General features: G+C 39.3%; 31 protein-coding genes and 2 tRNA genes. 18 read left to right on the top strand and 15 right to left on the bottom strand.

What is annotated here, in order from left to right:
- Positions 1 to 44 precede the first annotated feature (44 nt).
- From RYK12_RS03265 to RYK12_RS03245, 5 genes are all read left to right on the top strand, one after another.
- The gene (locus RYK12_RS03265; RefSeq protein ID WP_000119155.1) at positions 45 to 410 is read left to right on the top strand and encodes a GntR family transcriptional regulator; all 366 of its coding nucleotides are present in this window, start codon (positions 45 to 47) and stop codon (positions 408 to 410) included.
- A gap of 4 nt (positions 411 to 414) precedes the next feature.
- Positions 415 to 1,110, top strand: a complete 696-nt coding sequence (locus RYK12_RS03260) for an ABC transporter ATP-binding protein (protein WP_000054197.1) — start codon at positions 415 to 417, stop codon at positions 1,108 to 1,110.
- A 15-nt stretch (positions 1,111 to 1,125) separates the two neighbouring features.
- On the top strand, positions 1,126 to 1,893 hold the full coding sequence (locus RYK12_RS03255) for a hypothetical protein (RefSeq protein ID WP_314846901.1): 768 nt from the start codon (positions 1,126 to 1,128) through the stop codon (positions 1,891 to 1,893).
- A gap of 322 nt (positions 1,894 to 2,215) precedes the next feature.
- Complete coding sequence (locus RYK12_RS03250) at positions 2,216 to 2,845, top strand: hypothetical protein (protein ID WP_261096372.1); 630 nt, start codon at positions 2,216 to 2,218, stop codon at positions 2,843 to 2,845.
- 313 nt (positions 2,846 to 3,158) lie between these two features.
- Positions 3,159 to 4,706: an ABC transporter ATP-binding protein gene (locus RYK12_RS03245; protein ID WP_314846899.1), complete on the top strand. Its 1,548-nt coding sequence runs from the start codon at positions 3,159 to 3,161 to the stop codon at positions 4,704 to 4,706.
- Positions 4,707 to 4,907: 201 nt separating this feature from the next.
- Here the strand turns inward: RYK12_RS03245 and RYK12_RS03240 are convergent, their stop codons facing one another.
- From RYK12_RS03240 to RYK12_RS03225, 4 genes are all read right to left on the bottom strand, one after another.
- Positions 4,908 to 6,368 (bottom strand): ABC transporter ATP-binding protein, encoded by a 1,461-nt coding sequence (locus RYK12_RS03240; RefSeq protein ID WP_314846897.1) that lies wholly within the window; start codon positions 6,366 to 6,368, stop codon positions 4,908 to 4,910.
- Entirely contained in the window at positions 6,365 to 7,636 is a 1,272-nt protein-coding gene (locus tag RYK12_RS03235) for a radical SAM/SPASM domain-containing protein (RefSeq protein WP_314846895.1), read from the bottom strand. The genes RYK12_RS03240 and RYK12_RS03235 overlap by 4 nt, the downstream gene beginning before the upstream one ends.
- A 390-nt stretch (positions 7,637 to 8,026) precedes the next feature.
- Entirely contained in the window at positions 8,027 to 8,722 is a 696-nt protein-coding gene (locus tag RYK12_RS03230) for an LrgB family protein (protein ID WP_001288952.1), read from the bottom strand.
- The gene (locus RYK12_RS03225; protein ID WP_000781325.1) at positions 8,719 to 9,093 is read right to left on the bottom strand and encodes a CidA/LrgA family protein; all 375 of its coding nucleotides are present in this window, start codon (positions 9,091 to 9,093) and stop codon (positions 8,719 to 8,721) included. Before RYK12_RS03225 ends, RYK12_RS03230 begins: the two co-directional genes overlap by 4 nt.
- Positions 9,094 to 9,377: 284 nt before the next feature.
- Here RYK12_RS03225 and RYK12_RS03220 point away from each other — a divergent pair, with 284 nt between their 5' ends.
- The 7 genes from RYK12_RS03220 (at position 9,378) to queF (ending at position 12,926) form a co-directional block, all read left to right on the top strand.
- On the top strand, positions 9,378 to 9,758 hold the full coding sequence (locus RYK12_RS03220) for a MarR family transcriptional regulator (protein ID WP_314846892.1): 381 nt from the start codon (positions 9,378 to 9,380) through the stop codon (positions 9,756 to 9,758).
- A gap of 99 nt (positions 9,759 to 9,857) precedes the next feature.
- Positions 9,858 to 10,079 (top strand): DUF4649 family protein, encoded by a 222-nt coding sequence (locus RYK12_RS03215; RefSeq protein ID WP_000570256.1) that lies wholly within the window; start codon positions 9,858 to 9,860, stop codon positions 10,077 to 10,079.
- Positions 10,080 to 10,094: 15 nt separating this feature from the next.
- The gene (gene trxA / locus RYK12_RS03210; protein WP_001029581.1) at positions 10,095 to 10,409 is read left to right on the top strand and encodes a thioredoxin; all 315 of its coding nucleotides are present in this window, start codon (positions 10,095 to 10,097) and stop codon (positions 10,407 to 10,409) included.
- Positions 10,410 to 10,610: 201 nt separating this feature from the next.
- Positions 10,611 to 11,264, top strand: a complete 654-nt coding sequence (gene queC / locus RYK12_RS03205) for a 7-cyano-7-deazaguanine synthase QueC (RefSeq protein ID WP_314846890.1) — start codon at positions 10,611 to 10,613, stop codon at positions 11,262 to 11,264.
- A complete protein-coding gene (gene queD / locus RYK12_RS03200) occupies positions 11,264 to 11,707 on the top strand; it encodes a 6-carboxytetrahydropterin synthase QueD (protein WP_314846887.1) in 444 nt (147 codons plus the stop codon). Before queC ends, queD begins: the two co-directional genes overlap by 1 nt.
- A complete protein-coding gene (gene queE, locus RYK12_RS03195) occupies positions 11,700 to 12,416 on the top strand; it encodes a 7-carboxy-7-deazaguanine synthase QueE (RefSeq protein ID WP_023943814.1) in 717 nt (238 codons plus the stop codon). The genes queD and queE overlap by 8 nt, the downstream gene beginning before the upstream one ends.
- Positions 12,417 to 12,434: 18 nt before the next feature.
- Positions 12,435 to 12,926 carry a preQ(1) synthase gene (queF, locus tag RYK12_RS03190; protein WP_000082588.1) on the top strand — a complete coding sequence of 164 codons (492 nt, stop codon included), beginning with the start codon at positions 12,435 to 12,437 and terminating at the stop codon, positions 12,924 to 12,926.
- Between the two features lie 57 nt (positions 12,927 to 12,983).
- Here the strand turns inward: queF and RYK12_RS03185 are convergent, their stop codons facing one another.
- The gene (locus tag RYK12_RS03185; protein ID WP_314846884.1) at positions 12,984 to 13,652 is read right to left on the bottom strand and encodes an MIP/aquaporin family protein; all 669 of its coding nucleotides are present in this window, start codon (positions 13,650 to 13,652) and stop codon (positions 12,984 to 12,986) included.
- 254 nt (positions 13,653 to 13,906) lie between these two features.
- On the opposite strand from RYK12_RS03185, the gene RYK12_RS03180 reads away from it, so the two are divergent.
- The gene (locus RYK12_RS03180; protein ID WP_000048147.1) at positions 13,907 to 14,671 is read left to right on the top strand and encodes a (S)-acetoin forming diacetyl reductase; all 765 of its coding nucleotides are present in this window, start codon (positions 13,907 to 13,909) and stop codon (positions 14,669 to 14,671) included.
- Between the two features lie 107 nt (positions 14,672 to 14,778).
- Here the strand turns inward: RYK12_RS03180 and RYK12_RS03175 are convergent, their stop codons facing one another.
- Together RYK12_RS03175 and RYK12_RS03170 are read right to left on the bottom strand one after the other, a co-directional pair.
- Complete coding sequence (locus tag RYK12_RS03175; RefSeq protein ID WP_314846954.1) at positions 14,779 to 15,570, bottom strand: DUF2785 domain-containing protein; 792 nt, start codon at positions 15,568 to 15,570, stop codon at positions 14,779 to 14,781.
- 11 nt (positions 15,571 to 15,581) lie between these two features.
- On the bottom strand, positions 15,582 to 15,914 hold the full coding sequence (locus tag RYK12_RS03170) for a helix-turn-helix domain-containing protein (protein ID WP_000182730.1): 333 nt from the start codon (positions 15,912 to 15,914) through the stop codon (positions 15,582 to 15,584).
- A gap of 150 nt (positions 15,915 to 16,064) precedes the next feature.
- On the opposite strand from RYK12_RS03170, the gene RYK12_RS03165 reads away from it, so the two are divergent.
- The gene (locus tag RYK12_RS03165) at positions 16,065 to 16,454 is read left to right on the top strand and encodes a nuclear transport factor 2 family protein (RefSeq protein ID WP_314846882.1); all 390 of its coding nucleotides are present in this window, start codon (positions 16,065 to 16,067) and stop codon (positions 16,452 to 16,454) included.
- Positions 16,455 to 16,621: 167 nt separating this feature from the next.
- Here the strand turns inward: RYK12_RS03165 and pepF are convergent, their stop codons facing one another.
- From pepF to RYK12_RS03130, 7 genes are read right to left on the bottom strand one after another with little or no spacing between them, the layout of a single operon-like run.
- On the bottom strand, positions 16,622 to 18,418 hold the full coding sequence (pepF, locus tag RYK12_RS03160) for an oligoendopeptidase F (protein WP_314846879.1): 1,797 nt from the start codon (positions 18,416 to 18,418) through the stop codon (positions 16,622 to 16,624).
- A 10-nt stretch (positions 18,419 to 18,428) separates the two neighbouring features.
- Complete coding sequence (locus RYK12_RS03155) at positions 18,429 to 19,172, bottom strand: 16S rRNA (uracil(1498)-N(3))-methyltransferase (RefSeq protein WP_314846876.1); 744 nt, start codon at positions 19,170 to 19,172, stop codon at positions 18,429 to 18,431.
- A gap of 1 nt (position 19,173) precedes the next feature.
- Positions 19,174 to 20,124 (bottom strand): 50S ribosomal protein L11 methyltransferase, encoded by a 951-nt coding sequence (gene prmA / locus RYK12_RS03150; RefSeq protein WP_314846874.1) that lies wholly within the window; start codon positions 20,122 to 20,124, stop codon positions 19,174 to 19,176.
- Positions 20,125 to 20,138: 14 nt separating this feature from the next.
- Positions 20,139 to 21,035: a GIY-YIG nuclease family protein gene (locus RYK12_RS03145; protein ID WP_084861721.1), complete on the bottom strand. Its 897-nt coding sequence runs from the start codon at positions 21,033 to 21,035 to the stop codon at positions 20,139 to 20,141.
- 3 nt (positions 21,036 to 21,038) lie between these two features.
- A complete protein-coding gene (locus RYK12_RS03140; RefSeq protein ID WP_314846871.1) occupies positions 21,039 to 21,464 on the bottom strand; it encodes an NUDIX hydrolase in 426 nt (141 codons plus the stop codon).
- Between the two features lies 1 nt (position 21,465).
- The gene (locus tag RYK12_RS03135) at positions 21,466 to 22,533 is read right to left on the bottom strand and encodes a M50 family metallopeptidase (protein WP_215804913.1); all 1,068 of its coding nucleotides are present in this window, start codon (positions 22,531 to 22,533) and stop codon (positions 21,466 to 21,468) included.
- 18 nt (positions 22,534 to 22,551) lie between these two features.
- Entirely contained in the window at positions 22,552 to 23,022 is a 471-nt protein-coding gene (locus tag RYK12_RS03130) for a DUF3013 family protein (RefSeq protein WP_000257122.1), read from the bottom strand.
- 115 nt (positions 23,023 to 23,137) lie between these two features.
- Here RYK12_RS03130 and RYK12_RS03125 point away from each other — a divergent pair, with 115 nt between their 5' ends.
- The 4 genes from RYK12_RS03125 (at position 23,138) to RYK12_RS03110 (ending at position 25,746) form a co-directional block, all read left to right on the top strand.
- Positions 23,138 to 24,409, top strand: a complete 1,272-nt coding sequence (locus RYK12_RS03125; RefSeq protein WP_001113232.1) for a replication-associated recombination protein A — start codon at positions 23,138 to 23,140, stop codon at positions 24,407 to 24,409.
- 264 nt (positions 24,410 to 24,673) lie between these two features.
- Positions 24,674 to 24,746: transfer RNA gene (locus tag RYK12_RS03120), tRNA-Lys, on the top strand.
- A gap of 349 nt (positions 24,747 to 25,095) precedes the next feature.
- Positions 25,096 to 25,611, top strand: coding sequence for a DUF308 domain-containing protein (locus RYK12_RS03115; protein ID WP_000672739.1), 516 nt, complete (start codon positions 25,096 to 25,098; stop codon positions 25,609 to 25,611).
- Positions 25,612 to 25,673: 62 nt separating this feature from the next.
- Positions 25,674 to 25,746 (top strand) — tRNA-Lys (locus tag RYK12_RS03110).
- A gap of 140 nt (positions 25,747 to 25,886) precedes the next feature.
- On the opposite strand, the gene RYK12_RS03105 is transcribed toward RYK12_RS03110, so the two are convergent.
- The gene (locus RYK12_RS03105) at positions 25,887 to 26,975 is read right to left on the bottom strand and encodes an AI-2E family transporter (protein ID WP_004250750.1); all 1,089 of its coding nucleotides are present in this window, start codon (positions 26,973 to 26,975) and stop codon (positions 25,887 to 25,889) included.
- Position 26,976: the final 1 nt, after the last annotated feature.

The raw sequence follows: 26,976 nt of genomic DNA, 5'->3' as shown, positions 1-26,976 counted from the left end.
GTATTATTTAATTAAGACAAAGAGATAAAAGAAAGGAGACCAAGATGTCCTGGACATTTGACAACAAAAAACCCATCTATTTACAGATTATGGAGAAAATCAAGCTTCAGATTGTTTCCCATACGCTGGAACCCAATCAACAACTTCCAACCGTGCGAGAGCTAGCTAGCGAGGCCGGTGTCAATCCCAACACCATCCAAAGAGCCTTGTCAGACCTTGAACGAGGAGGATTTGTCTACAGCAAGCGCACAACTGGACGATTTGTGACTGAGGATAAGGAACTGATCGCCCAATCGCGCAAACAACTATCCGAAGAAGAATTGGAACACTTCGTTTCCTCCATGACCCACTTTGGCTATGAAAAAGAAGAACTACCAGGCGTAGTCGGCGATTATATTAAAGGAGTTTAAGCCTATGTCATTACTAGCATTTGAAAATGTATCCAAATCTTATGGAGCAACACCAGCCCTTGAAAATGTTTCCCTTGACATCCCAGCTGGAAAAATTGTTGGTCTCCTTGGGCCAAACGGCTCAGGAAAAACAACCCTGATTAAACTAATCAATGGTCTCTTACAACCAGATCAAGGACGTGTCCTCATCAACGACATGGATCCAAGCCCAGCAACCAAGGCTATCGTAGCTTATTTGCCGGATACGACCTATCTTAATGAACAAATGAAGGTCAAAGAAGCCCTAACCTATTTCAAGACCTTCTATAAAGATTTCAATCTTGAACGCGCCCATCATCTACTTGCAGACCTAGGCATTGATGAAAATAGTCGTCTCAAGAAACTATCAAAAGGAAACAAAGAAAAGGTACAACTGATTTTGGTTATGAGCCGTGATGCTCGTCTCTATGTTCTGGATGAACCCATTGGTGGGGTGGACCCAGCAGCCCGTGAGTATATCCTCAATACTATTATCAACAACTACTCCCCAACTTCTACCGTTTTGATTTCTACCCACTTGATTTCTGATATCGAGCCAATCTTAGATGAAATTGTCTTCCTCAAAGACGGAAAAGTCGTCCGTCAAGGAAATGTAGATGATATTCGCTATGAGTCAGGTGAATCCATTGACCAACTCTTCCGTCAGGAATTTAAAGCCTAAGCAAAGGAGATTATTATGTTTTGGAATTTAGTTCGCTACGAATTTAAAAATGTTAACAAGTGGTATTTAACCCTCTACGCTGCTGTGCTAGTCCTTTCCGTCCTTATTGGGATACAAGCACAGACCTATAACAATCTGCCTGTCAAAGAAAGCCAACCTGTTCTACTCTTTTTTCTAGCTACTGTCTTTGGTGGCTTGATGCTTACACTTGGGATTTCAACTCTTTTCTTGATTATTAAACGCTTCAAAGGTAGTGTCTATGACCGCCAAGGCTATCTGACTTTGACCTTGCCAGTTTCTGAACATCATATCATCACAGCCAAACTAATCGGTGCCTTTATCTGGTCTGTGATTAGCACTGCTGTCTTACTCCTATGTATCTATATTATGTTATTGTCAACAAATTCTGATGAAGTTCAACTTTCTACTCTTCTGTCATTTGTTGGAGAACATTTTACCGGCTTTGGTCTTACTGTCTTATCCTTCCTGCTTAGTACAATTTCAGGTATCCTCTGCATCTACTTGGCCATTTCCATTGGACAACTGTTCAATGAATACCGTACAGCACTCGCTGTTGCAGCCTACATTGGTATCCAAATCGTCATTGGATTTATTGAAGTCTTCTTCAATACCAGTACTAACTTCTATGTCAATTCACTTGCAGGATTTAATGATAATTTCTATATGGGAGCAGGTATAAGTATTGTTGAAGAACTCATATTCATAGCTATCTTTTACCTCGGAACCTACTATATTTTGAAAAACAAGGTTAATTTACAATAATTTTAAAGTCTAGCGACAATAACTCGCTAGGCTTTTTTATCATCTTTAACATAATGTAAATAAAATGCGTAAACAAAAAATAACGAATTTGTTATAACAAAATCTAATACACCACTAAACTAAATATATTCTTATAACGCAATTTACTAAGTATGAGAACGATATTCCAACATACTTGAGGTCTTATTAAAATTACCCCCTATAACTATAATGAAGTTTTTACACAAAATTATTGACACAATTGACAATGTTTTTAATCTATATAAGCTTCTTGTATGATACAATAGAGTTATTAAAAATAAATAACTTTTAGGAGTCCCATATGAAACAAAGAAATAGATTACTATTTTTAGTCTTATTATTTATTAGTATTTTCTTAGGAGCTTGTTCCCAAAATTCAGCTCAAACAGAAATAACAGGAAAAGGAATAGTTGAATTAATAAACGAAAGCAGAGAGAGAGTATTCTTCGTCGCTAACGCCTCTAGTGATACAATTTCAAAAGATGATAAAATAACGTATATATATTTCACGAAAAATGGCAACATTACATCCTATGCTATTGGTAAAGAACCTGAAAAAACAAAAGATTCTAGTGAAGAACAAGTTGAAATTACACTTAAAGACATAACAAATAAAAGTATTGATGAAATAAAAAAATTATCGGAAAAAAACTTCTATGATAAGAAAGAATTTGATATTGTTAAGGGAACTATAGAAACTGATCCTTCCGGTAATAGAACAGTTGCAGAAAAATTAGAATTTACAAATAAAGACAAGGAAAAGGCTGAATTCCTTTCAAAGTCACTTATTTATGGACAAATTTATAATCAATTCTATGCTGGCTACTCATTAGAAAAATCCTATCTTATAACAGAAATTCCAACTAAAAAGTCTTCAGTTCCTTTTGATAAAGTTGGTGGAAAAAATATTATTGAAAACAGCGACTTGTAATCTAATAGTACCTAAAACAGACATATACAGATCACTATATTAAGTTCAAACTAACCAACTGTCAATACTTCATACATTACCCAGTAATTGCTCTCTAATCAAAAATACATTATCTCATCAATTCAACTTTTTAGGAACTTATCACATCTTGAAAAACAAGATTAACTTGCAATAGTTTTAAAGTCTAGCGGCAATAACTCGCTAGACTTTTTTCGTTCTCAGGACTTACATTTTTATATGAAGTATTTAATAAAAAGGAGTATAATGACTTTAAAACTAATTACATGTATATCGATAAGGAGGTCAACTCTTTATGCTGAGAAGATTTGTTACCAAGAAACACCTCTTACTTTACTTCTTTTCTATTGCCGTTACCTGGCTGGAAGCAATTATCACACCAGCCCTTGTTCAGAATATTGTTGCTAGTTTTACCAATCAAGAACTAGGCCTTCTTTGGAAAGTTTTGATTTTAGGAATCCTTGGTAATCTCATCCTCTTACTAGGTTTGGCTGGGAAACGCTATTACTACGCTCGTTTGATTACTGACTTCAAATATGGAATCAAGAGTGCTATTTTCAAGCGATTTTTAAACAGTTATGAGATTGATGAAAAGGATATTTTGTCTGACCTAGAAAACGACGTCAAGCAACTAGAAGAAAGCTATATTGAGCCAACGGTCATCATCATTTCTTCTCTTGGCTTCACAACTGTGTCCATTCTCTATGCCCTTTGGACCAATTTTTACCTGGGCTTGATTTTCATCCTCTTCTACTCCTTTCCTGTCCTCTGCAGTGCTATCGGATCAAAGCGTTTGGACTCACTTTCTGAAAAGCGGTCAACTGTTAACCAAAGCTACTTAGCAAGCTTGACAAATTTTATTGGTGGTAGCCAACAAATTCGCCATTATCAGGGGCAAGACTACTTTTTTGCTCGCTATCAAAAACAATTACAAACCAGTCTAGATGCCGAAATCAACTATGAAAAACAACGAACTTTAAACAGTCTCTTTATCAATAGCATCGATGCCTTTTGTTCTATCACACCAATCGTCATCGGTGGCTTTATGACCTACTATAATTATTTAGATGCGGCGAGTTTTGTGGCCATCTATCTAGTTTCACATAATATCGGCTATCAATTCCAAGAGTTGGCCTACTTTACCAACACCCGAAAAGCGACTCGAACTCTTCTCAACAAATACCAAAAACTTTTGGGCCAGTCTAACTTCATCTCGCCTAGAAGCATAGAAAATATTTTCCCTATCCAGCTTAACACCATCTCCCTGGAAAAAGATGGAAATAGCCTCCTGTCTCCGATTTCCATGCACATCAAGCAAGGAGAAAAAATTGCCATTATCGGGGAAAGTGGCTCTGGTAAGACAACCCTGCTCAATATCATTCATGGAGAAGAGACACCAACAAGTGGTCAGATTAGCTTTGCTGGTCAAAACCTGTCACGTAAAGAAATCACAAGCTTTAGTTCCTATATCCTCCAAGATAGCCATTACTTTGACACGCTATCTCTGGACGACAATATCCTTCTAGGACTGGATAAAAATAAAGAGACTTTAAATCATATCCTCAAAAAAACAGGATTAGAACATTTGAAAAATCGAATCCTTAGCAATGACAGTCTATCTGGTGGCGAGAAACAACGACTAGAAATTGCTCGTGCCCTCTACCATGATAGTCAACTCATCTTAGCAGATGAAATTAAGGCCAATCTTGACTCGGAAAATAGCAGAAAAATTAGCGACTTACTCTTCTCCCTACCTCAAACAGTCATTGAAGTCATTCACCACTACACGGAAGAAGACTTAAAACACTATGACCAAGTCATTCACCTACGAAAAGGAAAGTAATATTCTATAAAATACGATTTGAAAAGGAGGCTAGGCAAAAACTCAATTTCAGGAGAAAATGAATTAATATTACCACAATAAAACGCATAATATCAAGTTTTTGCACACCTGATATTATGCATTTTTCTGATTTTTAAAGACTTTTTACCCAGTCTATTCTTACTAATCTATTTCTTAAACTCAATAAAGTTATACTTTTCCTTACTCACTGTCACATGATTGAAGAGTGATAACTTCTGTTGGAAAATCGACTAAATCATCATCATGACTAATCAAAATCACTAACTTTTGTTTTGCTAACAAGTCGGACAGGATTTGCACGACTTTTTTCTTGTTTTGTGAATCTAAAAAATTACTTGGCTCATCAAAAATATAAACATCTTTCTCCACCGCTACTGCTTCTTGCAACTGCAACAATTTTAGTTGTCCCATGGATGCACCTTGACTCAATTCATTTTTATAAAATCGACTCGCAATAGGTTCTGCAGGGCAGTATGAAAAATTCGAATTCTTTCTATAATTAGGTAAGTAAATCTTACCATGATAATTCATACTGTAACCTACTATCGCTAAAATCAGTCGCGTCTTACCAACACCATTTTCTCCAACAATACGATAAATATGTCCTTTTTCTAAACGAGTTGTTAGTGGCTCATGCAGTTCTTCACCATCTCTCCCCAAGCTAACATAATTTTCTAAGACTATCTCTAAAATTGGAATAGACTCATACGAAATCTGAACAGGTTCCAAAAAATTGATAAAATTTTCGATAATTTTCTTACTTCCCGAGTACTCCTTATAAACATCAAGGAAGTATTCAATAGGTGTCCAAAATTGTGAAATATATAGTTGGATAGCCATTAGATCACCAATCGTAATCCAACCTTTATAAGTCTGATAACCTGATATAATCGTCGTCATCATAATCATAAAATTCAAAAATGCATAGGAAAGAAAATTTTCAAATAAAGAAGTCATTCTCACTTCCTTATTTTTACATGAAATATATTTTTTCACCAAGGGAGAGAAATCAATCAAGCTAGAATGAGCTGAAAATCGCATACTAGGCATGAGTTTATAGCTATCCACTAGATAATCGCGTATATCCTTCATACAATTCACTGTATCGGAACCAAGCTTAGATAGTCGTCCACTATATTTCTGCGAAATAAAGATAAATACAGGTATCAAAATACCTATCATCACAGCAATAGTAGGAGAAATACTCCATAAAATCCCTATAATCACAAGTGCTCGTATCAAGTACAGGAGAAGAGCAACAGGATATTCGTTAAAAAAACGTTTTAACAGCTCATAGGTCTGCCCTAATTCTTGTGTAATGGTAGCTTCAGACAATTCTGTCTCTACCATATCATAGAGCTGGATATTTTCAGCAGTTTTTTGGCAAATATTCTGCCAAACATACGATTCTGATTCTCCTTGAAGCACATCACAAAAATAATATAAAACTTGAATAAACAGAGAAATTCCTACATAAAGCACCCCGTAAACAATCATAGCATGAACTTTCTGAGATAGAATATGGTCAATAAATAACTTACTAATATAAGGAATAGCTACAGTTAGTATAGTAACAAGGGTATTCAAAATAAAGCTTTTTAGAAATAGCACTTTATTGTTATAGGATAACAATCTTTTCATCTGCATGCCTCCATAGTTAAATTTTTATCAACATATATTTTATGAACAGATATATGTTGGATAGTCCCTTCAACATCCTCCTTTGTCAATAATCCTAATTCATCTAAAAATACAATCTTGTGAAACCACTCTAAATAGTCAAACTGACAATCGCGTTCCATCTTCCCATTATTTACAAATGTATTAAATGGGCAACCTCCATAACAAAATTCATAATAAGCACAATCTTTATAAGGGCACATGCTTCCCAGACCTATTAATTCATTAGTAACTTGACCAATACTTCCCAACTGATAGTTTTCATTCCCTACTAATGAATAACATTTATATAAGTTACCGTTGGCATGAATTGTAAGAGAATCTTGATTTTTGAACATACAGTAGCCTCCTATTTTTAAATCATGATAATACGGTATATTTTCCTTTGATAAAAACAGCAATAAATCTAGACAAATCTTCTTTTTAGTTTCACTATCAATATATAGAATTGAATCGTTAGGTACAGCTACAAAATCAAAATAAAGATTAAAATTTTCAAATTCTGTATACTTTTTTAAATCTAAAAATAATTTCTGGATAGATATATAATTTCTTTTAGATATGTTAACTCTAGCCTGAATGGATAAATTTTTATACTTTTCCAACATAACTGACAAGTTATTTATGATTCTATGATAAGTTCCTTTCCCTAATCGATTGCATCTTTCTAGGTTATGATAGTGCTCATCACCATCAAAAGAAACTTGAATAGCGAAATTATGACAGTCAAGAAAAGACATTATTTTATTTGTGAATATCGTTCCATTTGTAATCAAAGTATACGAAATAGGAATAGCTAGTTTCTCATCTAAAGTTTCACATAAATTTCGTATAAACTGAAAGTTATATAATGGTTCACCACCAGTAAAACAGATATCCAGAGATTTATACTTCTTAAAATTGAGTTCATCTAATATAAAATTCACAATCTTTTTACCGTCATACTCACTACTTAAGGACGGTTTCCTATCCTTATCATTCTCAAAACAATAAGAGCAAGTCAAGTTACACGACATAGTTGTAACTATATATAGTGATAATTCATCTCCCTCTACTATTCGTTTAGAGTGAACAAAGGGCACTTGTTTATCAATCTCACTTATCAAGTAAGGAAATTCTTTTAAAGATAACTTCTTGAATAGTTCCTCATCAATCTCACAAATAGATCCTGTATATAAATTTTTTAAATAAACTACATCATCTGTAGAAAAAGAATAAATTGTTTCCATAACTTATCTCCAGCTTTAAAAAGGCTGAGGGTATCCCCCTCAGCCTCATCATTATAATAGTAAAGTGATAAATTATCGCTTTTACATAAGCAACTCAAGGCAATCTAACGATAACGCCCTGGGCATTTATCTGGATGCTGCTGTACTGAGGCTAGGTGACCTTTTTTAACAACTTTGATAACATCAGTCAAATTAAGCATCGCTCTCCCTCCTTTTTTAAAAAAGAATTATACGTATAATTCTTTTATAGAAAAGAAAAATCTCATATACTGTTAAGTAAAAATTATTTTGTATCCGTTTTCTCTGGCTTCATTGTATATCTTCTCATGTAGATTGTCAAGTATTTTTTTGAAAAATTTTTAAAATTTCGAAATTTTGCCGTTAATTTTTTTAACTCAATATCAAACTGGCCACAATAGGGCTGACAAAGACATAGAGAATACCGGTAACACCGATAGCCAAGCCACCCATGGCTCCTGCTACAGAACCGTATCGAAAGGCTGTCCCCGTTCCAACTGCATGGCCTGTTCCTCCAAGGGAAAGACCAACAGCTACTGGATCGTCAATTTTCAACCACTTCAAAAGGGTTGGGCCGATGACACTGGTTAAAATCCCAGTTGCCACTACAACCACCAAGGTCACAGTGGTCAGACCTTGCAATTTTTCTGTGATTCCCACTGCCATGGCGGTTGTCACTGACTTAGGAAAGAGTGAAATGGCTAGGAAAAAGTCCATGCCAAAAATCTTTGCCACAAGGGCTGTGAAAGAGGTATTGACCACTACTGCTAAGAGACTACCAAAGAGAATACTCCGAGCATGGTGCTTCATCAAATGAAAACTCTTATAAAGCGGAATCCCTAGAGCCACGGTCGATGGGACAATCAAGTTGTTCAGATAAACCCCACCTTGGTAGTAATCTTGGTAAGAAATCCCCGTCACCTTTAGAAAGATGATAATGAAAACAGCTGACAAAAGCAAGGGCGTTGTCAATGGATGGGGAAAACGTCTGTAAATCAGCATTCCTACTAGATAGGCTAGGATAGACAGGGCAAGCCCAAACAGGGGATTGGAAACAAATTCACTCATTTGGCATCTCCTTTCTCATAATCTCCCTCAAACCGTCTCTTGATGAACTGAACTACCAAGGCTATGAGGATAATATTGATGACTGCTGCAAAAAAGACAATCAAAACAATTGGCAAAAGATAGGGAGCAATCACATCAAACTTTTCCATGATTCCCACTGCTGGCGGCAAAAAGAGAATGGTCATATTGGCCAGCAAGAAATTCCCCACCATGTTGACATGCCTAGTTCTCAGCCACTTGAATTGTAGGGCTAGAAAGAGAATAATCAAGCCGATAATACTGCCTGGGATGGGCAAATGAAAGAAACTGGAAATTCCCTCTCCGATTAGAGAAATCACAAAGAGAATCATTAATTGAACATATAATTTCATCCTAAACTCCACAAAATAGACTTCTTGCATACCAGTTTACTCTTTTTTCAGAAAATTTCAAGGAAATGCACAAAAGGTAATGAAAATTAGATATGGAAAGGGGATACAAACAATTCTTGACTTGTGAAAACAGGCATGATTTAGGATAAGAGATGCCAGCGTCCTTCTTGCCAGCTTGATTTAAAAGTAGTATAATTATTGCATGCGCAATCATCTTGTGATGCAGAGACTGTCCGTGAATGGACATTCTTCTATGTTATAACTCTAAAAAGAAAGGAGATACTATGACCTACTTGGAAAAATGGTTTGACTTCAATCGGCGTCAGAAAGAAATTGAAAGTCTCTTGGAAGACACTATTGCCCAGCAGAGCGAGCAAAGTCTGACCTTGAAAGAGTTCTACCTGCTCTACTATCTGGACTTGGCTCAAGAAAAATCTCTACGCCAGATTGACCTGCCAGATAAACTTCATCTGAGCCCGAGCGCTGTTTCTCGGATGGTGGCTCGCTTGGAAGCTAAAAATTGCGGTCTACTTAGTCGCATGTGTTGTGATCAAGATAGACGCTCTAGCTTTATCTGCCTGACAAGTGATGGACAAAAAACACTGGCCTTTCTACAAAAGGCTGTCGAAGAAAGCTTGGAAACTGGTTTGGATTTCTTGATTTAAGATGATTTTAGAAAAAAGTTGCGTGCGCAATCATTTTTCTTGACATTCTCTTTTACAAGGAGTAAAATAAAATCATCATTAAACAAAGGAGTTTTTAAAATGATTGAAATTACCTATCTAGATGCCAGCAAGAACGAAAGAACTGTGACTTTCGAGTCTTATGAAGACTTTGATCGTTCGCAACAAGCTTGCCTTATCGGCGTCGCAGACTACTACCCTGTCCAAAAATTAACCTACAATGGTCATGATTTGGACTACCATGGGACTTATGGAGATGTCTTCTTCTATCTCATGAAACAAGATTTAAGCCAATATAACTAAAAAAGGAGAAATACAATGGCAAAAGCAATTACAGATGCAACATTTGAACAAGAAACAAAAGACGGTTTGGTCTTGGTAGACTTCTGGGCAACTTGGTGTGGTCCATGTCGTATGCAAGGTCCAATCTTGGACAAATTGTCTGAAGAACTTTCAGAAGATGTTTTGAAAATCGTTAAAATGGACGTGGATGAAAATCCAAACACAGCTCGTGCCTTTGGAATCATGTCTATCCCAACTCTTCTCTTCAAAAAAGACGGCCAAGTGGTAAAACAAGTTGCTGGTGTTCACACAGCAGAACAAATCAAGGCCATCGTTGCTGAATTGAGCTAATCAAACGAGAGACCAAGTACTTTATTTGGTCTCTTTTTTCTTGTCCTTTGCCATTTTTCAAAAAATATGCTAGACTGTAGGTAGATTATTACGATGTTTGGGACATGCCATCGCTAAAAAAAACCTTGATTTGGTATTTTTTAGCTCCCTCAAGGGAGCTTTTTGCGTGCTCTGAACATTTCCCATTTTGGAAGGAGTACTATGAAACGTCAATCAGCCTTGGTCGTCTTTAGTGGCGGTCAAGATTCCACAACCTGCCTCTTTTGGGCCAAAGAACACTATGAAACGGTCGAAGCCGTCACCTTTGCCTACGGCCAACGTCATCATCTCGAAATTCAAGTTGCTAGAGAAATAGCTGAGGAACAGGGTATTCGTCATCACATCCTCGATATGTCTCTGCTAGGACAAATCACTGAAAATGCCCTGACTTCTGATCTAGAGATTGAGCAAAAAGAGGGGGAGGTTCCCAATACCTTTGTTGACGGTCGCAATCACCTCTTTCTATCCTTTGCGGCAGTTCTTGCCAAGCAACGTGGCATTAAAGACATCGTGACAGGTGTTTGCGAGACAGACTTCTCAGGCTACCCTGATTGTCGAGATGTCTTTGTCAAATCTCTCAATGTTACTCTCAACCTTGCCATGGATTACGACTTTGTTATCCAAACGCCTCTCATGTGGCTAGACAAGGCTGAAACTTGGGAATTAGCCGACCAACTCGGTGCCTTTAACTATGTTCGTGAAAAGACCTTGACCTGCTACAATGGGATTATCGGAAGTGGCTGTGGGGATTGCCCAGCCTGCCACCTACGGCAACATGGTTTAGATGTTTATCTCTCACAGAAAGGAGAGGACTAATGTTTTTTGCACCCAAAGAAATCAAACAGGAAACTGGAGAATCTCTTGTCTACAATCCCCACAGAACCTTAGTATCAAAAGAATTTACCTTTGATGCTGCCCACCACCTCTTTCACTATGAGGGGAAATGCAAGTCCCTGCACGGCCACACTTATCATCTGCAGATTGCTGTTAGTGGATTTTTAGATGAACGTGGTATGACCTACGATTTTGGAGACATCAAAGCGATCTACAAGAACTACTTAGAGCCCTACTTGGATCATCGCTATCTCAATGAAACCCTGCCTTATATGAACACGACTGCTGAAAATATGGTTTACTGGATTTTCCAAACCATGAGTCAAGAGTTACCTGACGAGCGCGGTCTTCGTTTGGAATACGTTCGCCTCTATGAAACTCCGACTTCCTTTGCAGAGTTTAGACAGGAGTGGTTAGATGACTAGGGAACGTGTCCTCAAACTACCAGTTCTGGAAATTTTTGGCCCAACCTTTCAAGGCGAAGGCCGTGCAATCGGGCAGAAAACCATGTTTGTCCGCACTGCTGGTTGCGACTACCACTGCGACTGGTGTGACTCTGCCTTTACTTGGGATGGTTCTGAAAAACCAACTCGCATGACAGCTGACGAAGTCATTGCTGAGTTGGATAAACTAGGGAGCTACGACTACGTCACCCTATCTGGGGGAAATCCTGCTATCTTAGCAGCCAACATGGCTGAACTGGTCACCAAGCTCAAGGAACGCGGTGTCACTCTAGCTGTTGAGACCCAAGGCTCCCGCTGGCAAAATTGGTTAAAAGACATCGACCAGGTCACTCTCAGTCCCAAACCTCCTTCATCCAAGATGGAAGTCAACTTTGAGACCCTGGACTTTATCGTTTCCCAACTTGATCCAGACAAGGTCACCTTTAAAATCCCTGTCTTTGATGATGCAGATTTAGCCTTTGCTAAAGGAATACAAGAACGCTACCAACCAGATGTGCTCTTCTTATCGGCTGGAAATCCTGAGCCCAAGGCCACAGGCAATATTATCCAAGATCAACTGAACCGTCTCAAAGAACTCTGGGAACGCGTCGCTACTGACGATAGCTGGGGCAATGTCCGCGTCCTTCCTCAACTCCATACCCTCCTCTACGATAATCAACGTGGTGTTTAAGATTAGAAAGAAAAAATCATGTCACAACAAGAAGAAATGAAAAACCTAAGCCTACTAGGCAACAAAGAAACCAACTACATTTTCGAATATCAACCAGAAGTTCTCGAATCCTTTGACAATCGTCATGTGGAAAATGACTATTTCATCAAATTTAACTGTCCTGAATTTACCTCTCTTTGTCCCATCACTGCTCAACCAGACTTTGCGACGATTTATATTTCCTATATTCCTGACAAGCTCTGTGTCGAGTCAAAATCTCTCAAACTATATCTATTTAGCTACCGAAACCACGGAGATTTCCACGAAAACTGTATCAACACCATTGGGAAAGACTTGGTCAACTTGCTAGACCCTCGCTATTTGGAGGTTTGGGGAAAATTCACTCCTCGCGGTGGCATTTCAATCGACCCCTACTACAACTACGGTAAGCCAGGAACTAAGTATGAAGGCTTGGCAGAACAACGCCTCTTCCAACACGACCTTTATCCAGAGAAAGTTGACAACCGTTAAACTCATACGAAAAAGCCCTGTTCCTCAAAATGAGGAGCAAGGCTTTTTGAGTTTCAATTATTCTTCTGTTTCAAGGAAGTTTTTTGCAACAAGAGCTGCAAGAACACCACCAACGATTGGCGCAAGGATGAAAATCCAAACTTGTTGAAGGGCTGCGCCACCTACCAAGACAGCTGGTGCCAAGCTACGAGCTGGGTTTACTGAAAGTCCAGTAATGTTCAATCCAACAAGAATCATCGCCATCAATGACAAACCGATTACCAAACCAGCAACCGCGCCATTGCCCTTGCTTTCTGAAGTCACAGTCATGATAACCAAAACAAATAAGAAAGTTGCGATGACTTCAAACAAGAAACCGCCAAAGACAGTGACACCGTTTGCCAAGGCATTTTCACCAAGACTAGCAGTTGATATCCCTGAGTTAGCCAAGAGGAAGAATACCGCAGCTGACGCAAGGAAAGCTCCAACAACCTGACCAAGGATGTAGTTGACAAGGTCTGAAGATGACAAACGTTTGTTCACAAACATAGCAATCGAAACAGCTGGGTTCAAGTGAGCACCTGAAACAGTTCCGATTGAGTAAGCTGCAACCACGATGGCTAAACCAAATGCAAAGGCAATCCCTAGGTGACCAAGGCCATCAAGACCATTTCCAAAAACAACAGCTCCTGTTCCGATGAACACAAGCATGAACGTACCGATTAACTCAGCAACAAATTTTTTCATTTTCTTTCTCCTTTTTCAAAAACTAGATACTAGTCTATCAAAAGAGGGAAAGGGTTTCAAGAAAATTGTTTGGAAATTTTCAGGATAAAATTCTATAAAAACGGTAGTGTTTATTTGAAACATTTTTTCTAAAGGTATATACTATTAACATAGTTCAGATATGTTATTTATTCCCTAATTTGAACTAATTTTTACAACTTTGCTGTTCTTTTATGAACGTTTGAATGGTATCGTGGATACCAAGGAGGAATCATATGTCTAAAGTTGCTATTGTCACAGGTGCAGGTCAAGGAATCGGTTTTGCAATCGCAAAACGATTGGTTCAAGATGGCTTTAAGGTAGGAGTCTTAGACTACAATCCTGAAACAGCTGAAAAAGCTGTTGCCGAATTATCAGCTGAAAATGCCTTTGCTGTCGTGGCCGATGTTTCGAAACAGGCCGAAGTTGCACAAGCATTTCAAAAAGTTGTTGACCATTTTGGTGATTTGAATGTTGTCGTAAATAACGCTGGTGTTGCTCCAACTACTCCTCTTGATACAATTACTGAGGAACAATTTACACGCACTTTCGGTATCAACGTTGGTGGTGTCATTTGGGGTTCACAAGCTGCACAAGCGCAATTTAAAGCACTTGGCCACGGAGGTAAAATTATCAACGCAACCTCTCAAGCCGGTGTAGTCGGTAACCCAAATCTAACTGTTTATGGTGGAACCAAATTTGCTGTTCGTGGAATTACGCAAACATTAGCACGTGATTTAGCAGACTCAGGCATCACTGTTAACGCCTACGCACCAGGTATTGTGAAAACACCAATGATGTACGACATCGCTCATGAAGTTGGTAAAAATGCAGGAAAAGATGACGAGTGGGGTATGCAGACATTTGCAAAAGATATTACCCTAAAACGTCTATCTGAACCAGAAGATGTGGCTGCTGCTGTCAGCTTCCTTGCAGGACCAGATTCAAACTACATTACAGGACAAACCATTATCGTTGATGGTGGTATGCAATTCCATTAAGATACACAAAAAGAGGTTGGAAAATGATTCAACCTCTTTTATTAGTTTTCATTATTAGTTAGGAGGATACAATAGAAACTCTTTCAATAAATAATATTAGCTTATCCCTAGTATTGAAAAGACTGGATGGCTTCTTTCAAGTCATCTTGTAAACTATTTCTCTGGTCAAGTTGGACATAGACTTCCAACAGACAGGATCTGAAGTTGGAAAATTTATAAAAATATTCCCTTTCTTCTATCGGAAAGTCAACAGCTTTTATCCAAGAAGCTACTTGCTCTTGCTCCAACTTCCCTTGTAAAATAGGTTCATAGATTACTCTTGCTAAACGCCAATCCTCATCATCTGTAAAACGAATGGACATTCTTTTAAATAGTTGGCCAAGTATCTCAAATACTTCATGAATTCTGTTTTTAGGAAAGTCTGGATGACAAACCACCTCTGTCAGTAAATCGGCTCCATGTGCAAAAGCATGAACCCAACCATACTGACTTGAAAAACCTGTTGTATCCTTTTCTTTTGAAAGATAGTACAAACCTTGATGTAAAAAGGCATTACGAATTTCTTCTTTTAATCCCTGATAAAAAACCGATTGCTGGTTGGAATCCGCAGACAAGAGATTTGCATAAACAAGTGCCCTAAAAGAACGTTCAAGTGTTGACAGACCTACCTTATCAATCTCTTTATCTAGTCCTCCATCAGATGAAACCACCTCAGCAATGAAATGAAATTGTTCCTGTGTAAATAGCTCTTCTTGAATCCCTCTAGCAAAGTTTGTAAAAACAAGATCATCGCTAATTTCTGGAGAAGGATCTCCCAAATGATCAAGCAACCATTGGATTTCTTCCTCATGATAACTTGTTTTTTCTTCTGCTATTTTTCTAAGTACCTCTTGATACATGGTCAATACCTCTACATTTCTAGCAACTTGATATAATCTAGACCCCATTTCTCGACAGCATCTAAAACAACTCTGAATTCCTGCCCCATTTCGGTTAAGCTGTACTCAACTCGTGGTGGAACTTCGGCATAGACCTTTCGTTGAACAATCTTATCCTTTTCTAATTGACGGAGATGACGGGTCAAAATAGTTTGAGTAATCCCAGGCAATAATCTCTGCAATTCTTTAAATCGTTTGGTACCCGTACTCAACTGATAAATGATTACCAGTGCCCATTTCCCCGTTAAAACCCTCTGAGTTGTCGCAAATGGACAAATACCATACTCACTCACTTTATTTGTCATAAAATATCTTCTTTCTATTTTTTTAAAAAAATTTATCTTTTAGTATCAATAATAGTACTACTTTTGATACTAGCTATCAAAAAAGTGTCTACTTGTTTTTTTATTTGTAACTGTTACAATTATATCATAAAAAAGAAATGGAGAATAGATATGTCAACAAACTTAGAAATTTTCAATTCTTATAACCAAGCTTTAATTGCTGGTGACTTTCCTGGTGTCTTTGAAACGATGGCAGACGATATTGTCTGGCATCAACCTGGTAATCATAGTCTATCTGGTTCAGTTGTTGGTAAGGACAAGCTAGGAACTCACCTGGCTACATTTGCTGAGAAAACTAATGGAACCTTTAAGGTGATAACAAATTGGGTTTCTGACAATAAGGATTTAATCGCAGCCAATGTTACTTTTCTTGGAACACGGGCTGATGGTACTGAACTCAATATGAACGGGATTGACCTCTTCCGCATTGAAGACGGAAAAATCAAAGAAGTTTGGCTCTTCTCTTCAGATCAAGCAGAAGAAGATAGCTTTTGGAGATAATTTAAGAGGCCAGGACAAAAAATTTTGATTTTAGGAATTCTTTATTCTAAATTTTTAAATTAATAGATTAGAAAAAAAGCGAACAAGACAGAATTCTGAGTGTCAGATAACTCGTTTTGTTCGCTTTTTATATTTAAGGTTAGACTTTTGTCCCAGACTCTTTTAATTTACTCTCCCAACTGGGCACTGTAGGCGATAATCTGGTCAACCGTGTCTGACAAGAATTGGATGGTATCACGGAGTGGTTTGTCTGTTGAAATATCAGCACCGATAATCATGGCTGACTCAAGCGGTGTCTTGCTACCACCTGATTTGAGGAGATTGAGCCAGTCTTCAGCTCCAGTTTCTGAATGTTTCAGATGAAGGTAACCTGCAGTCGAGATAACAAGACCAGCAGAGTAAGTGTAGCTATACAAGCCCATGTAGTAGTGAGCTTGGCGCATCCAAGTCAAAGCTGCATCATCGTCGATTTCAATCGCATCTCCCCAGAAATCCGTCAAGACTTCCTTCATAATACTGTTGAGTTTGCTTGCTCCGAAAGTTTCTCCTTCTTCAATCAATGTATACACTTTACGCTGGAAGGCTGCTTCCAAAAGGTGAGTGATAAAGTTATGGAAGTAGGTATCTGTCAAACGGTGAGCCAGAGCGAAGCGTTTTTGACGAGGATCGTCAGACTGGTGCTCCAAGTAGTCACTGAGAAGTAATTCATTGAAAGTTGATGGTGCTTCGACATAGTAAGTCGACATATGGGCGTTGAAGTAGCTCTGGTGATTATCTGAAAAGATGAATTGACCAGAATGCCCGATTTCATGAATCAAGGTATAGACATCACTCAAACGGCCTGTCCAGCTCATGAGGACATAAGGGTGCACGCGATATGGATCCGCCGCGTAACCGCCAGAATCCTTACCACTATTGGCAGCAAAGTCCACCCAGCGCTCTTCTTGATAGCGAGCAACTTCCTGACAATATTCTTGTCCCAAAGGTTCTACCGACTTCATGACCAAATCATAGGCATCGTCAATGGTCACTTCAGGATTTAGGGCGCTATCCAAGTCCAATTTCCAATCTGCAAAGGTCATCTTTTCAAGACCATTGACCTTGGCAACATGCTTGAGGTATCTCTGAGCAACTGGCGCAAAATCCTTCATGATGAGGTCAATCTGGCGGTCAAACATGGCACGATCCACTTCTTGTTCAGCCAGAAGATAATCAAAGACTGAGTCGTAACCCTTCATATCTGCCAGTAGTTTTTCAGACTTGACTTGGGCTAGATAGGCTGCTGCAGCCGTATTTTGGTGCTTACGAAGACCTTCTGAGAAGGAACGGAAAGATTTCTCACGAACCTCAGCATCCTCATGATTTTGGTAGAAATTCTCATAGGTCACAAAGCTGTTTTTGTAGGTCTTGCCATGGGCTTCAAAGTCAGCCATTTCAAAATCCCCAGCACGCATCTTAGTATAAATATCCTGTGGACTGTAGAAAACTTCACCAAGATTGGTCAAGGCTTTTTCCACATCAGCCCCTAGATAGTGGGCTTTTTTGATTTTGGCCTGACGAATGGCCGCCGTCAAATGAGGCAATTCACCCAAACGATCCAAGACTTCCTCATCAGCTTCCACCAAGGCATCGTCAAAGAAGGTCAAGGCTACGCTAGCATCTGTTTCAAATTCCATGCCAGCTTGGGCGATATTAGCAAATTCTTCATTGCTAAAGTCTGTCGTCTGAGGCATAAAGCCATAGTTTCCAATATGGCTCATCTGAATGTAGATTTGTTCCAATTCCGCAAAGGCCTTTTCAAAATCCTCAAAAGTATGAAGATTACCCTTGTAATCACGGCTAAATTGATTGATGTCTTCTCGAGCCTTCTCGATTGCACGCAAGAAATCTTCACGATCTTGGTATAGGGCTGTTAAATCCCAAAGTTCCTTCTCTGGAAATTCTGAACGGTATTTTTGTTCCATTTTCTTCCTCTTATTTCTCTAATTCTAATAAAACACTAAGGGCTGATAAAGCGTAAAGTGGTGCTGTTTCTGCTCGCAAAATGCGAGGACCAAGTCCTGCCAAGACTGCTCCCTTAGCTTCAAAACTTTCGATTTCTGCAGGTGACAGACCACCTTCTGGACCAAAGATAAAGAGCAATTTGGCTCCTTTTTCAAGACCAGCGACTGCTTGTAAAAGCGCAGCGGCTTCTCCTTCTTTTGCCGACTCTTCATAAGCCACTACGATAGAGTCAAACTGGTCTAGTTGCGATAGAAAGCCTGCTTTTTTCTCAAAAAGCTGGATACTTGGAACGATATTACGCTTGCTTTGTTCTGCTGCTCCAAGGGCGATTTTTTCTAGTTTTTCAACTTTTTTACCCAATTTCTTGCCGTCCCACTTGGCAACGGACCAGTCGGCAGGGAAAGCCCAAATCTGACTGGCACCCAGTTCGGTTACTTTTTGAGTAATGAACTCCAGCTTGTCTCCCTTGGGAAAGCCAGAGGCGATGGTCACTTGGACTGGCAGTTCCACATTGCCATCTAGTTCTTCTACCAATTCAAACTGACGAGCTTCCACATCCAGCACACGCGCCAAGCGCTTGATGCCATCATCAAAGACCAAAGTAACCTCATCATCTTCTTTCAAGCGCATAACCTGAAACATATGCTTGCTGGTTTCCTTGTCCTCAATGGTGACAGGAGAAATAGCACTGCCTTTGACAAAATATTGTTGCATGCTAGCCTCCAATCACACCTGAAATATCCTTGGTTTTCTTGAAGACACAGGCATTCCATTCCCCTTGAACCATGTGAGTTTCGAGGAAAAATCCAGCTGACTCAGCCGACTCGCGCACCATATCCCACTTGTCCTTAATAATGCCACTCATGATGAGGTAGCCTTCATCCTTGACCAAGCGATAAGCAGCATCCGTCAGATGAACGAGGATATCCGCCAAGATATTAGCTACAATCACATCTGCCTCAATCTCAACACCCTTAAGCAAATCACCTGCAGCAACATGGATGTTTTCCATACCAGGGTTGAGTTCAATATTTTCCTGAGCAACACGAACTGCCACATCATCCAGGTCATAGGCGAAAATTTCCTTGGCACCCAGAAGGGAGCTGGCGATAGAGAGGACACCTGAACCAGTCCCCACATCCAGCACCGTTTCGCCACCACGAAGGACCTGCTCCAAGGCAAAAAGGCTCATCTTAGTAGTTGGATGCGTCCCAGTTCCAAAAGCCATGCCAGGATCCAGCTTGATAATCTTTTCCCCCGCAGTCGCCTCATAGTCTGTCCAAGACGGCACGATGGTCAAGTCATGGGTAATACGAGCTGGTTCGTAGTATTTCTTCCAGTTGTCTGCCCAGTCTTCCTCAGCCAAGGCAGTCGTTCCCATCTTGACCTCACCCAAATCCATAAAATCTGTTAATTCTGCCAGACGTGCTTGCAATTCTGCCTCAACCTCTGCCACATCAACCATTTCAGGGTAGTAGGCTGTCACAACGATTTCTTCTTGTTGCTCGACCTCTGGGAAAATCTCACCAAAACGATCCACATTTCCCACATAGTCCATGCTGTCTTCAATTGCGACTCCTTGCGCTCCTAGCTCAATTAAGAGATTAGAGACCAGCTCCTCTCCCTCACGCTTAACTGTAACTTTTAACTCTTGCCATGTTTCCATAAATTTTTTCCTTATCAATCTATTAATTCTTCTAATTCTTTTAAAGTTCTTCCATCCTGATCTTTCCAATCAGTTCGACCGTTCGTTTGCATACCCAGCAAAAAAGCCGCTGCATAAGAAGGGCTAGAAAAGAGTTGTTTTTCTTTTAACACTCCATCTTGAATGACCCGAGAAGCTATTAAATTCTGACGCATTTCTTTTAAACTTGCTGGAAGGTATGGAGAATCCTTTATTTCTACTTGACTTCCTTCTAAAACAACAAAACCTTCAGTTGTCCGTTCACAAGTTGCTTCTATTACTTTGTTAGATTTCTTAGTTTTACGCTTTAAATAAAGATAAGTTGAATGATTATCAGTCAAATCTTGACTAACTTTCTTTGTCATTGGAACAAAAACACGATAACCTAAAGTTCCAATAATCATTAGCGTATTTTCAACAATTTCATCCAGTTCAGATTCCTTTTCCTCAGTCACATTACCAGGATTTGGATCATTCCCATTTTTCACAATGTAGCGACCAGCTTCTTTAGCAAGTTGAGTAAATTTATTTTCCAAATAGCTAATTTCTGTTGGACCGAAAGAATTATTTTGAGTTGTTAGAATTATGACATCATTAAAATAATCTGCATGACTATCACGGGTATGCTCTTGAATTCGCAACAATACCCCTTCACCATTTTTCCGAGTTGTCGCCTGACCAATATAGGTCACATCTTTCTGTTTATCTTCATCTCGACCAAATAAGAAATAAATACCACTTTGTTTCATTTCATCACGCGACTTTAAATCTCCCAACTGAATACGAGGTATTTTGTAAATCACTCCCGTCCAATTTGACAAAGTACATTTGATTTTTCCAGTCACTTCACCATCCATGAGAAACATATTGATATTTTTGCTACGCTTCGCCATTTATCAAACTTCCTCCATATAATCTCTCACTCTATCCTGCAACTGAGGTACAACTTGACTGGAACTAAGAAATTCCTCAACATTCATGAGCTGATAACCCTGTCCTTCATCACCAAAGGTGATATTGTCAAATTGCTCCTGTGTCAACTTGCCAACTAGAAAAACGGATTGTTTATCCGCAAAAAGCATACTTGGATAAACCTTCGCCCAAAGTAGACAATCTTTAGTCAGACGAATCCCCAGTTCTTCATAAACTTCACGCGCTGCGCACTCAAAAGGACTTTCATCCCCTTCGCGTCCCCCACCGGGCAGTTCCCACATATTGGGCCAGGGAATGCTTGCCTTATCATCGCGTAAGATGACCAGTAGCTTATCACCACAAAATAAGGCAATCTTGCAACCTTGGAAATCAGTAAGTTCTATTTCCATATTAGACTCCTTCGGTTAATTCCTTTTCCAGCTCAGCTAACCAGTTTTGATAATAGCTTTTCTCATCCCGTAACATCCGACTGCTATTCATTTTCTGTCTAGCAATCTTCATAGCCTTGTGAGTTTGAACTACATCTTTCTTTACCTTAAATTGATACCAAGCTTGAATGACCTGCATATCTGCTGTTTTTAGAGATAAAAAGGATTTGACTCCTCGAATACTTGCATATTCTTCCGCCTTCTTATTATCTCCTTCCATCAGAGCAACTTGAAGAAGGTATAATTGAGAACTAGTTTTAGACATTGGATTGTCTGTTTTATCTAACACAGACTGAAACTGTTGCTTTGCAAGTTCTATATTATCATCCAATATGAATACCAACCCCTGAAGAGTCTGAACACTTTCTGCAAAACTCCCTCTCACCTCCTCATCAACAGGCATGATAAAGTCTTTTAAATCATATTCTTGAGGAGCTAGCAAGGTCTGGGCAGAATGCCTCAACATCAGGTAGGCGTATTTCGTATTTTCAGGGTGTTGTAGCAATTCCCAAATTTTTGCTCCATCGGTGATGCCGACTGGCAAAATGTTATTTAGGAAGAAAGACAAATTAAGAAAAATCCAAGTCCCTGCAAAATACCAGCTTCTTGTCAAAAACCCAAACACTATCGCCAATAATATCAAGCTGAGATGAACCATCAAGCCTCCTGAAAGCATCAGGATGATGCTTTGATCGCTTTCATCCTCTTTTAAACCAATGTATTGAGCACCAACATTTTTCAGAATGGCTGTTCTACTAAGACGAAACTTGCCTGATTTTTTGGTCAAAATAAAATGTCCTAATCCAAAAGCCACCAGCCGATAGCCTGTCAAGTAGCCACAAAAAGCATGTCCCAGCTCATGAAGAATAAAGATTAAATACATGCTTAGAAGAGCGAAGGCATAACCAAAAGTAAAGACTAAAACTGCGGAATACCCCAGCTCTGCAAATGCGATTGTTCCACAAGCAAAAGCCAGCATAATAAAGACAACAGCTAGCACATAAACCAAATAAATCCCAATTTTCTTCATAAAATCTCCAACCAACTCCTAGTATCTCGGATAAGGATAAAATTCCCCCTCTTCCAAGCCAACTTTTCCTTCTTCAAAAACTTCTTGGTTCCATTCCATGACGAATTCTTCTGCTTCTGGATCTTCCAAAAAGTCCATGAGGGCATCTAGCCCGACCTCGGCAGTATCTTTGAGGAAAAGGGCAAAATAAGCTAAAAATTCACGAGAAAATCCTTTTTTAGGCAGGTAAGGGATGACAGTCAGATAATCTTCTTCATTGACGGTTGACTTGGCAGGATTGTAAAAAAGGACTGCTTCTTCAAAGAGGATATCATCTGACGAAACCTCTCCATCTTCATCCACCATCTCCACACCTGCAGCGTTTTGCGCTTCCAATAGAAAACTCACTTCAACTGCGTGGTTGCGCTTGTCCCAACTAATCTCAAAGTCAAAAGGAAAGTTCTTCTCCAACTCTTCCTCTAAAACATCTAAAAATCCGTATGTTGCCATTTTGACCTCTTTCTATGCGACTCTTTAATCGCCCCGATTGCTCGGAAATATGCTAAAATAGATACTACCATCTTACCACATATGTATCAGAAAATCTACGTTAGAAAGGACTGCTATGCCAGACAATCTCGCGCTTCGCATGCGCCCTAAAACCATCGACCAGGTCATCGGTCAGGAACATCTGGTCGGACAAGGAAAAATCATCCGCCGCATGGTAGAAGCCAACCGCCTGTCCTCCATGATTCTCTATGGCCCTCCGGGAATCGGCAAGACCAGTATTGCCTCTGCCATCGCAGGGACTACTAAGTATGCCTTTCGAACTTTCAATGCGACAGTTGATAGTAAAAAACGACTGCAAGAAATTGCGGAAGAGGCTAAATTCTCTGGTGGTCTCGTCCTATTACTAGACGAGATTCATAGACTAGATAAAACCAAGCAAGACTTCCTCTTACCTCTCTTGGAAAGTGGTCTGGTCATCATGATTGGCGCTACGACTGAAAATCCTTTCTTCTCTGTCACTCCTGCCATTCGTAGCCGTGTTCAAATTTTTGAGTTGGAACCTCTGTCTAACCAAGACGTCAAAGAGGCCCTGCAGATAGCTCTAAGTAACCCTGAGCGTGGTTTTGATTTTCCAGTAGAACTAGATGAGGATGCGCTGGATTTCATTGCTACCTCTACAAACGGAGACCTTCGCTCTGCCTTCAACTCACTTGACTTGGCTGTTCTTTCTACTCCCGAAAATGACAAGGGCATCCGCCATATCACTCTAGACATCATGGAAAATAGCCTGCAGCGAAGCTACATCACTATGGATAAGGATGGAGATGGCCACTACGATGTCCTCTCAGCCCTGCAAAAGTCTATCCGTGGCTCAGATGTTGATGCCAGTCTTCACTATGCTGCCCGCTTGATTGAGGCTGGTGATCTGCCAAGTCTCGCTCGTCGCTTGACCGTTATCGCCTATGAAGATATCGGTTTGGCCAATCCTGAAGCCCAGATTCACACCGTGACTGCTCTGGATGCTGCCCAGAAGATTGGTTTCCCAGAAGCCCGTATTCTCATTGCCAATGTCGTGATTGATTTGGCCCTTTCTCCGAAATCCAACTCAGCTTATGTGGCTATGGATAAGGCACTTGCTGACCTCAAAACATCAGGGCACTTGCCTATTCCTCGGCACCTGCGTGATGGGCACTACAGTGGAAGCAAGGAACTGGGGAATGCCCAAGACTATCTCTATCCACACAACTACCCTGGAAATTGGGTCAAGCAAGACTATCTACCAGAAAAAATTCGTAATCATCACTATTTCCAAGCAGAAGATACTGGTAAATATGAACGGGCTTTGGCTCAAAGAAAGGAAGCTATCGACCGTTTGCGAAAAATCTGAAATCCTTTTCAAAAAATTGCACTTTCCTCTTGATTTTTTTTGAAAAAGTGGTATTATATAAACATAGAAACGCTGTGGTGTACGACTTCACACTTAAGTGTTGACCGACTATTTTTTGTATTATTAGGGAAACAAAAGTCTTCTAACAGCATGTAGGCCGTCTCACACGGAAACAGCTTCAGTTAGAGCGAGTTGCCCACCTGCTTAATTGCGCGGGTTCAATACAAACCGTGAAGTTTCGGCACCAATACAGCTTTTTTCTTTGCCTCCTTAGCTCAGCTGGCAGAGCAGCGGACTCTTAATCCGTGGGTCACAGGTTCGATCCCTGTAGGGGGCATCTAAATACAACAGGAAAAAGCCTTGTAAATCAAGGCTTTTTTTGCTTGTCTATAACTGATTTACCCCATCATTTGTCCCACATTTTAAATCTATCTTTTCTTTTTGAATCAAATTACATCTTTACAAATAGTGTAAAGCCAGTTACTTTTGCTTTGATTCCATACAATATTTTCATGTAGAGAAGACAAATTTTATCTTCTCTTTTTATTTTCAAAATAATAAAAACTGATTTTCTTTTCATAAATCAGACTGAAACTTCCAAATTTTCCATTTTGTTTATTGACATTTCCTCTAAAAAGGTGTATAATATTTTTATTATCAAACTATACTATATAGGGGGTATTGAAATGAAATTTTCTAATCGTTTACTGCTATTCCTTGCAGGAGTTGTTTTTGTCCTTTTAGGACTTTTCCTATTTACAAACCCAGTAGCTAATCTTGTTGCTTACAGCTGGTGGATTGCATTTGGTTTACTGGTTTCTTCTATAGCAGCTATTTTAGGCTATTTCTCTGTACCAAAAGAGCTTCGCTCACCAGCTCATCTTTTCCAAGGGATTGTTAATCTTCTCTTAGCTCTTTACCTCGTTGCCTATGGCTTTGTGACGCTGCCAGTTGTCATTCCAACTATTTTAGGAATTTGGTTAATTGTAGAAGCCATTATAGCTTTCTTTAAAGGCAATCGTCTGGGATTGATTTTCCCTATTATTGGCAACCATATCATGTGGATAGCGTTGCTTGCATTTTTACTAGGTCTAGTGATTTTGTTCAATCCAGTAGCTACAAGTGTCTTTGTCGTTTATGTCGTTGCCTTTGCATTTTTAATTGTTGGTTTCACCTATATCCTTGATGCCTTTCGTAAATAATCTAGCTGCCATTTTGGGCATATTAAAATAGCTGGGAAGTTACATTCTCAGCTTTTTCTGTTGCCTCCTTAGCTCAGTTGGTAGAGCAGTAGACTCTTAAGCTATGGGGCGCAGGTTCGAGCCCTGCAGGGGGCACATCTAAATCAACAGAAATAAGCCTTGAAACCAAGGCTTTTTTTAACGTCTAATAGCTTTTTGTAGAAAAGTATTTAAAAATAAAAGAGAAGAGAATCTCTCACTCTCTTCTCAGTATATCTTATTAAATTTAGTTTTTCTTAATCTACCTGATTTTCCTTTGCAACGACAAATTCCTTAACCAATCGATAGATAACAGCAAATATCGGTGTAAAGAATATCATCCCAAGTAAGCCAAAGAGATTGCCTCCAATACTAGCAGCCGCAAGCGTGAAAAGGGCTGGCAAACCAATAGACTGACCTACAACTCTAGGATAAATAAGGTTTCCTTCAATCAGCTGTATAACTTGATATAGAAGAAGAGAAAGTAAGGCTTGAGTAGGACTCACTGTGAAGATAAAAATCGCTCCCACAACACAAGCAATCATAGGCCCTACATAAGGAATGAACGATAGCACTCCTGCAAAGATACCTGTCATTACTCCATAGGGTATCCCAAACACGCTGTAACCAACCGCTATCATAACTCCTATGATAACTGCTTCAATTAGCTGACTCATCAAAAATTGGTCATAAGTCTCTAGTGCTACTTGTCCAATGTAAGTCAACTTTATCACCACCTTCTCTGGAAGAAAAACTTTTAGAAGTCGACTCGTCATCGCTGCCAAATGTTCCTTACTGGATAAAAATAAAAAGGTGAAGACTATAATCAAAAAGGCATTCATCAAACTTGAAAAAATATTGCCGATATTACTAGTCAGACCTGATAAAAAACCTATCAAAGCTTGGCTAATAGAGCTAGACTGTCCCTGAATTCCTGATACGATAGTTGACAACATGTCTTTGGTTACAAATTCCGAGCTGCCTAGCAATTTCCCAAGTTGAGTAAGGACTGTTGAAAGGACTGTTCCCAGCTGACTAATAGTCTGGGCTAGGGTTGGCAGCACCAAAACCAAAAGAGCAATCACGATTAAGATAAGAGCTAGGAAAACAAGTACCATGGCAATCGGACGACGCAACTCTGCCTTTACCTTCAATTTAACTAAGTACTGTTCAATTTTTTTCATGGGAACATTGAGCACAAAAGCAATAACAGCACCATAAATCAAGGTTGATATTACATCAAAGAGAGAGATTGCTCCTGATATAAAGCTCGATGCATTCAGAATTACAAGAGCAACCAGCCCTATAAAAAGTATTAACGGGGTGTATTTTTTTACTAAGTTCATA

Source organism: uncultured Streptococcus sp. (genome assembly GCF_963518475.1).
Classification (GTDB): domain Bacteria; phylum Bacillota; class Bacilli; order Lactobacillales; family Streptococcaceae; genus Streptococcus.
The sequence above is the reverse complement of the archived record's forward strand: the minus strand, read 5'-3'. Positions and strand labels throughout refer to the sequence as shown.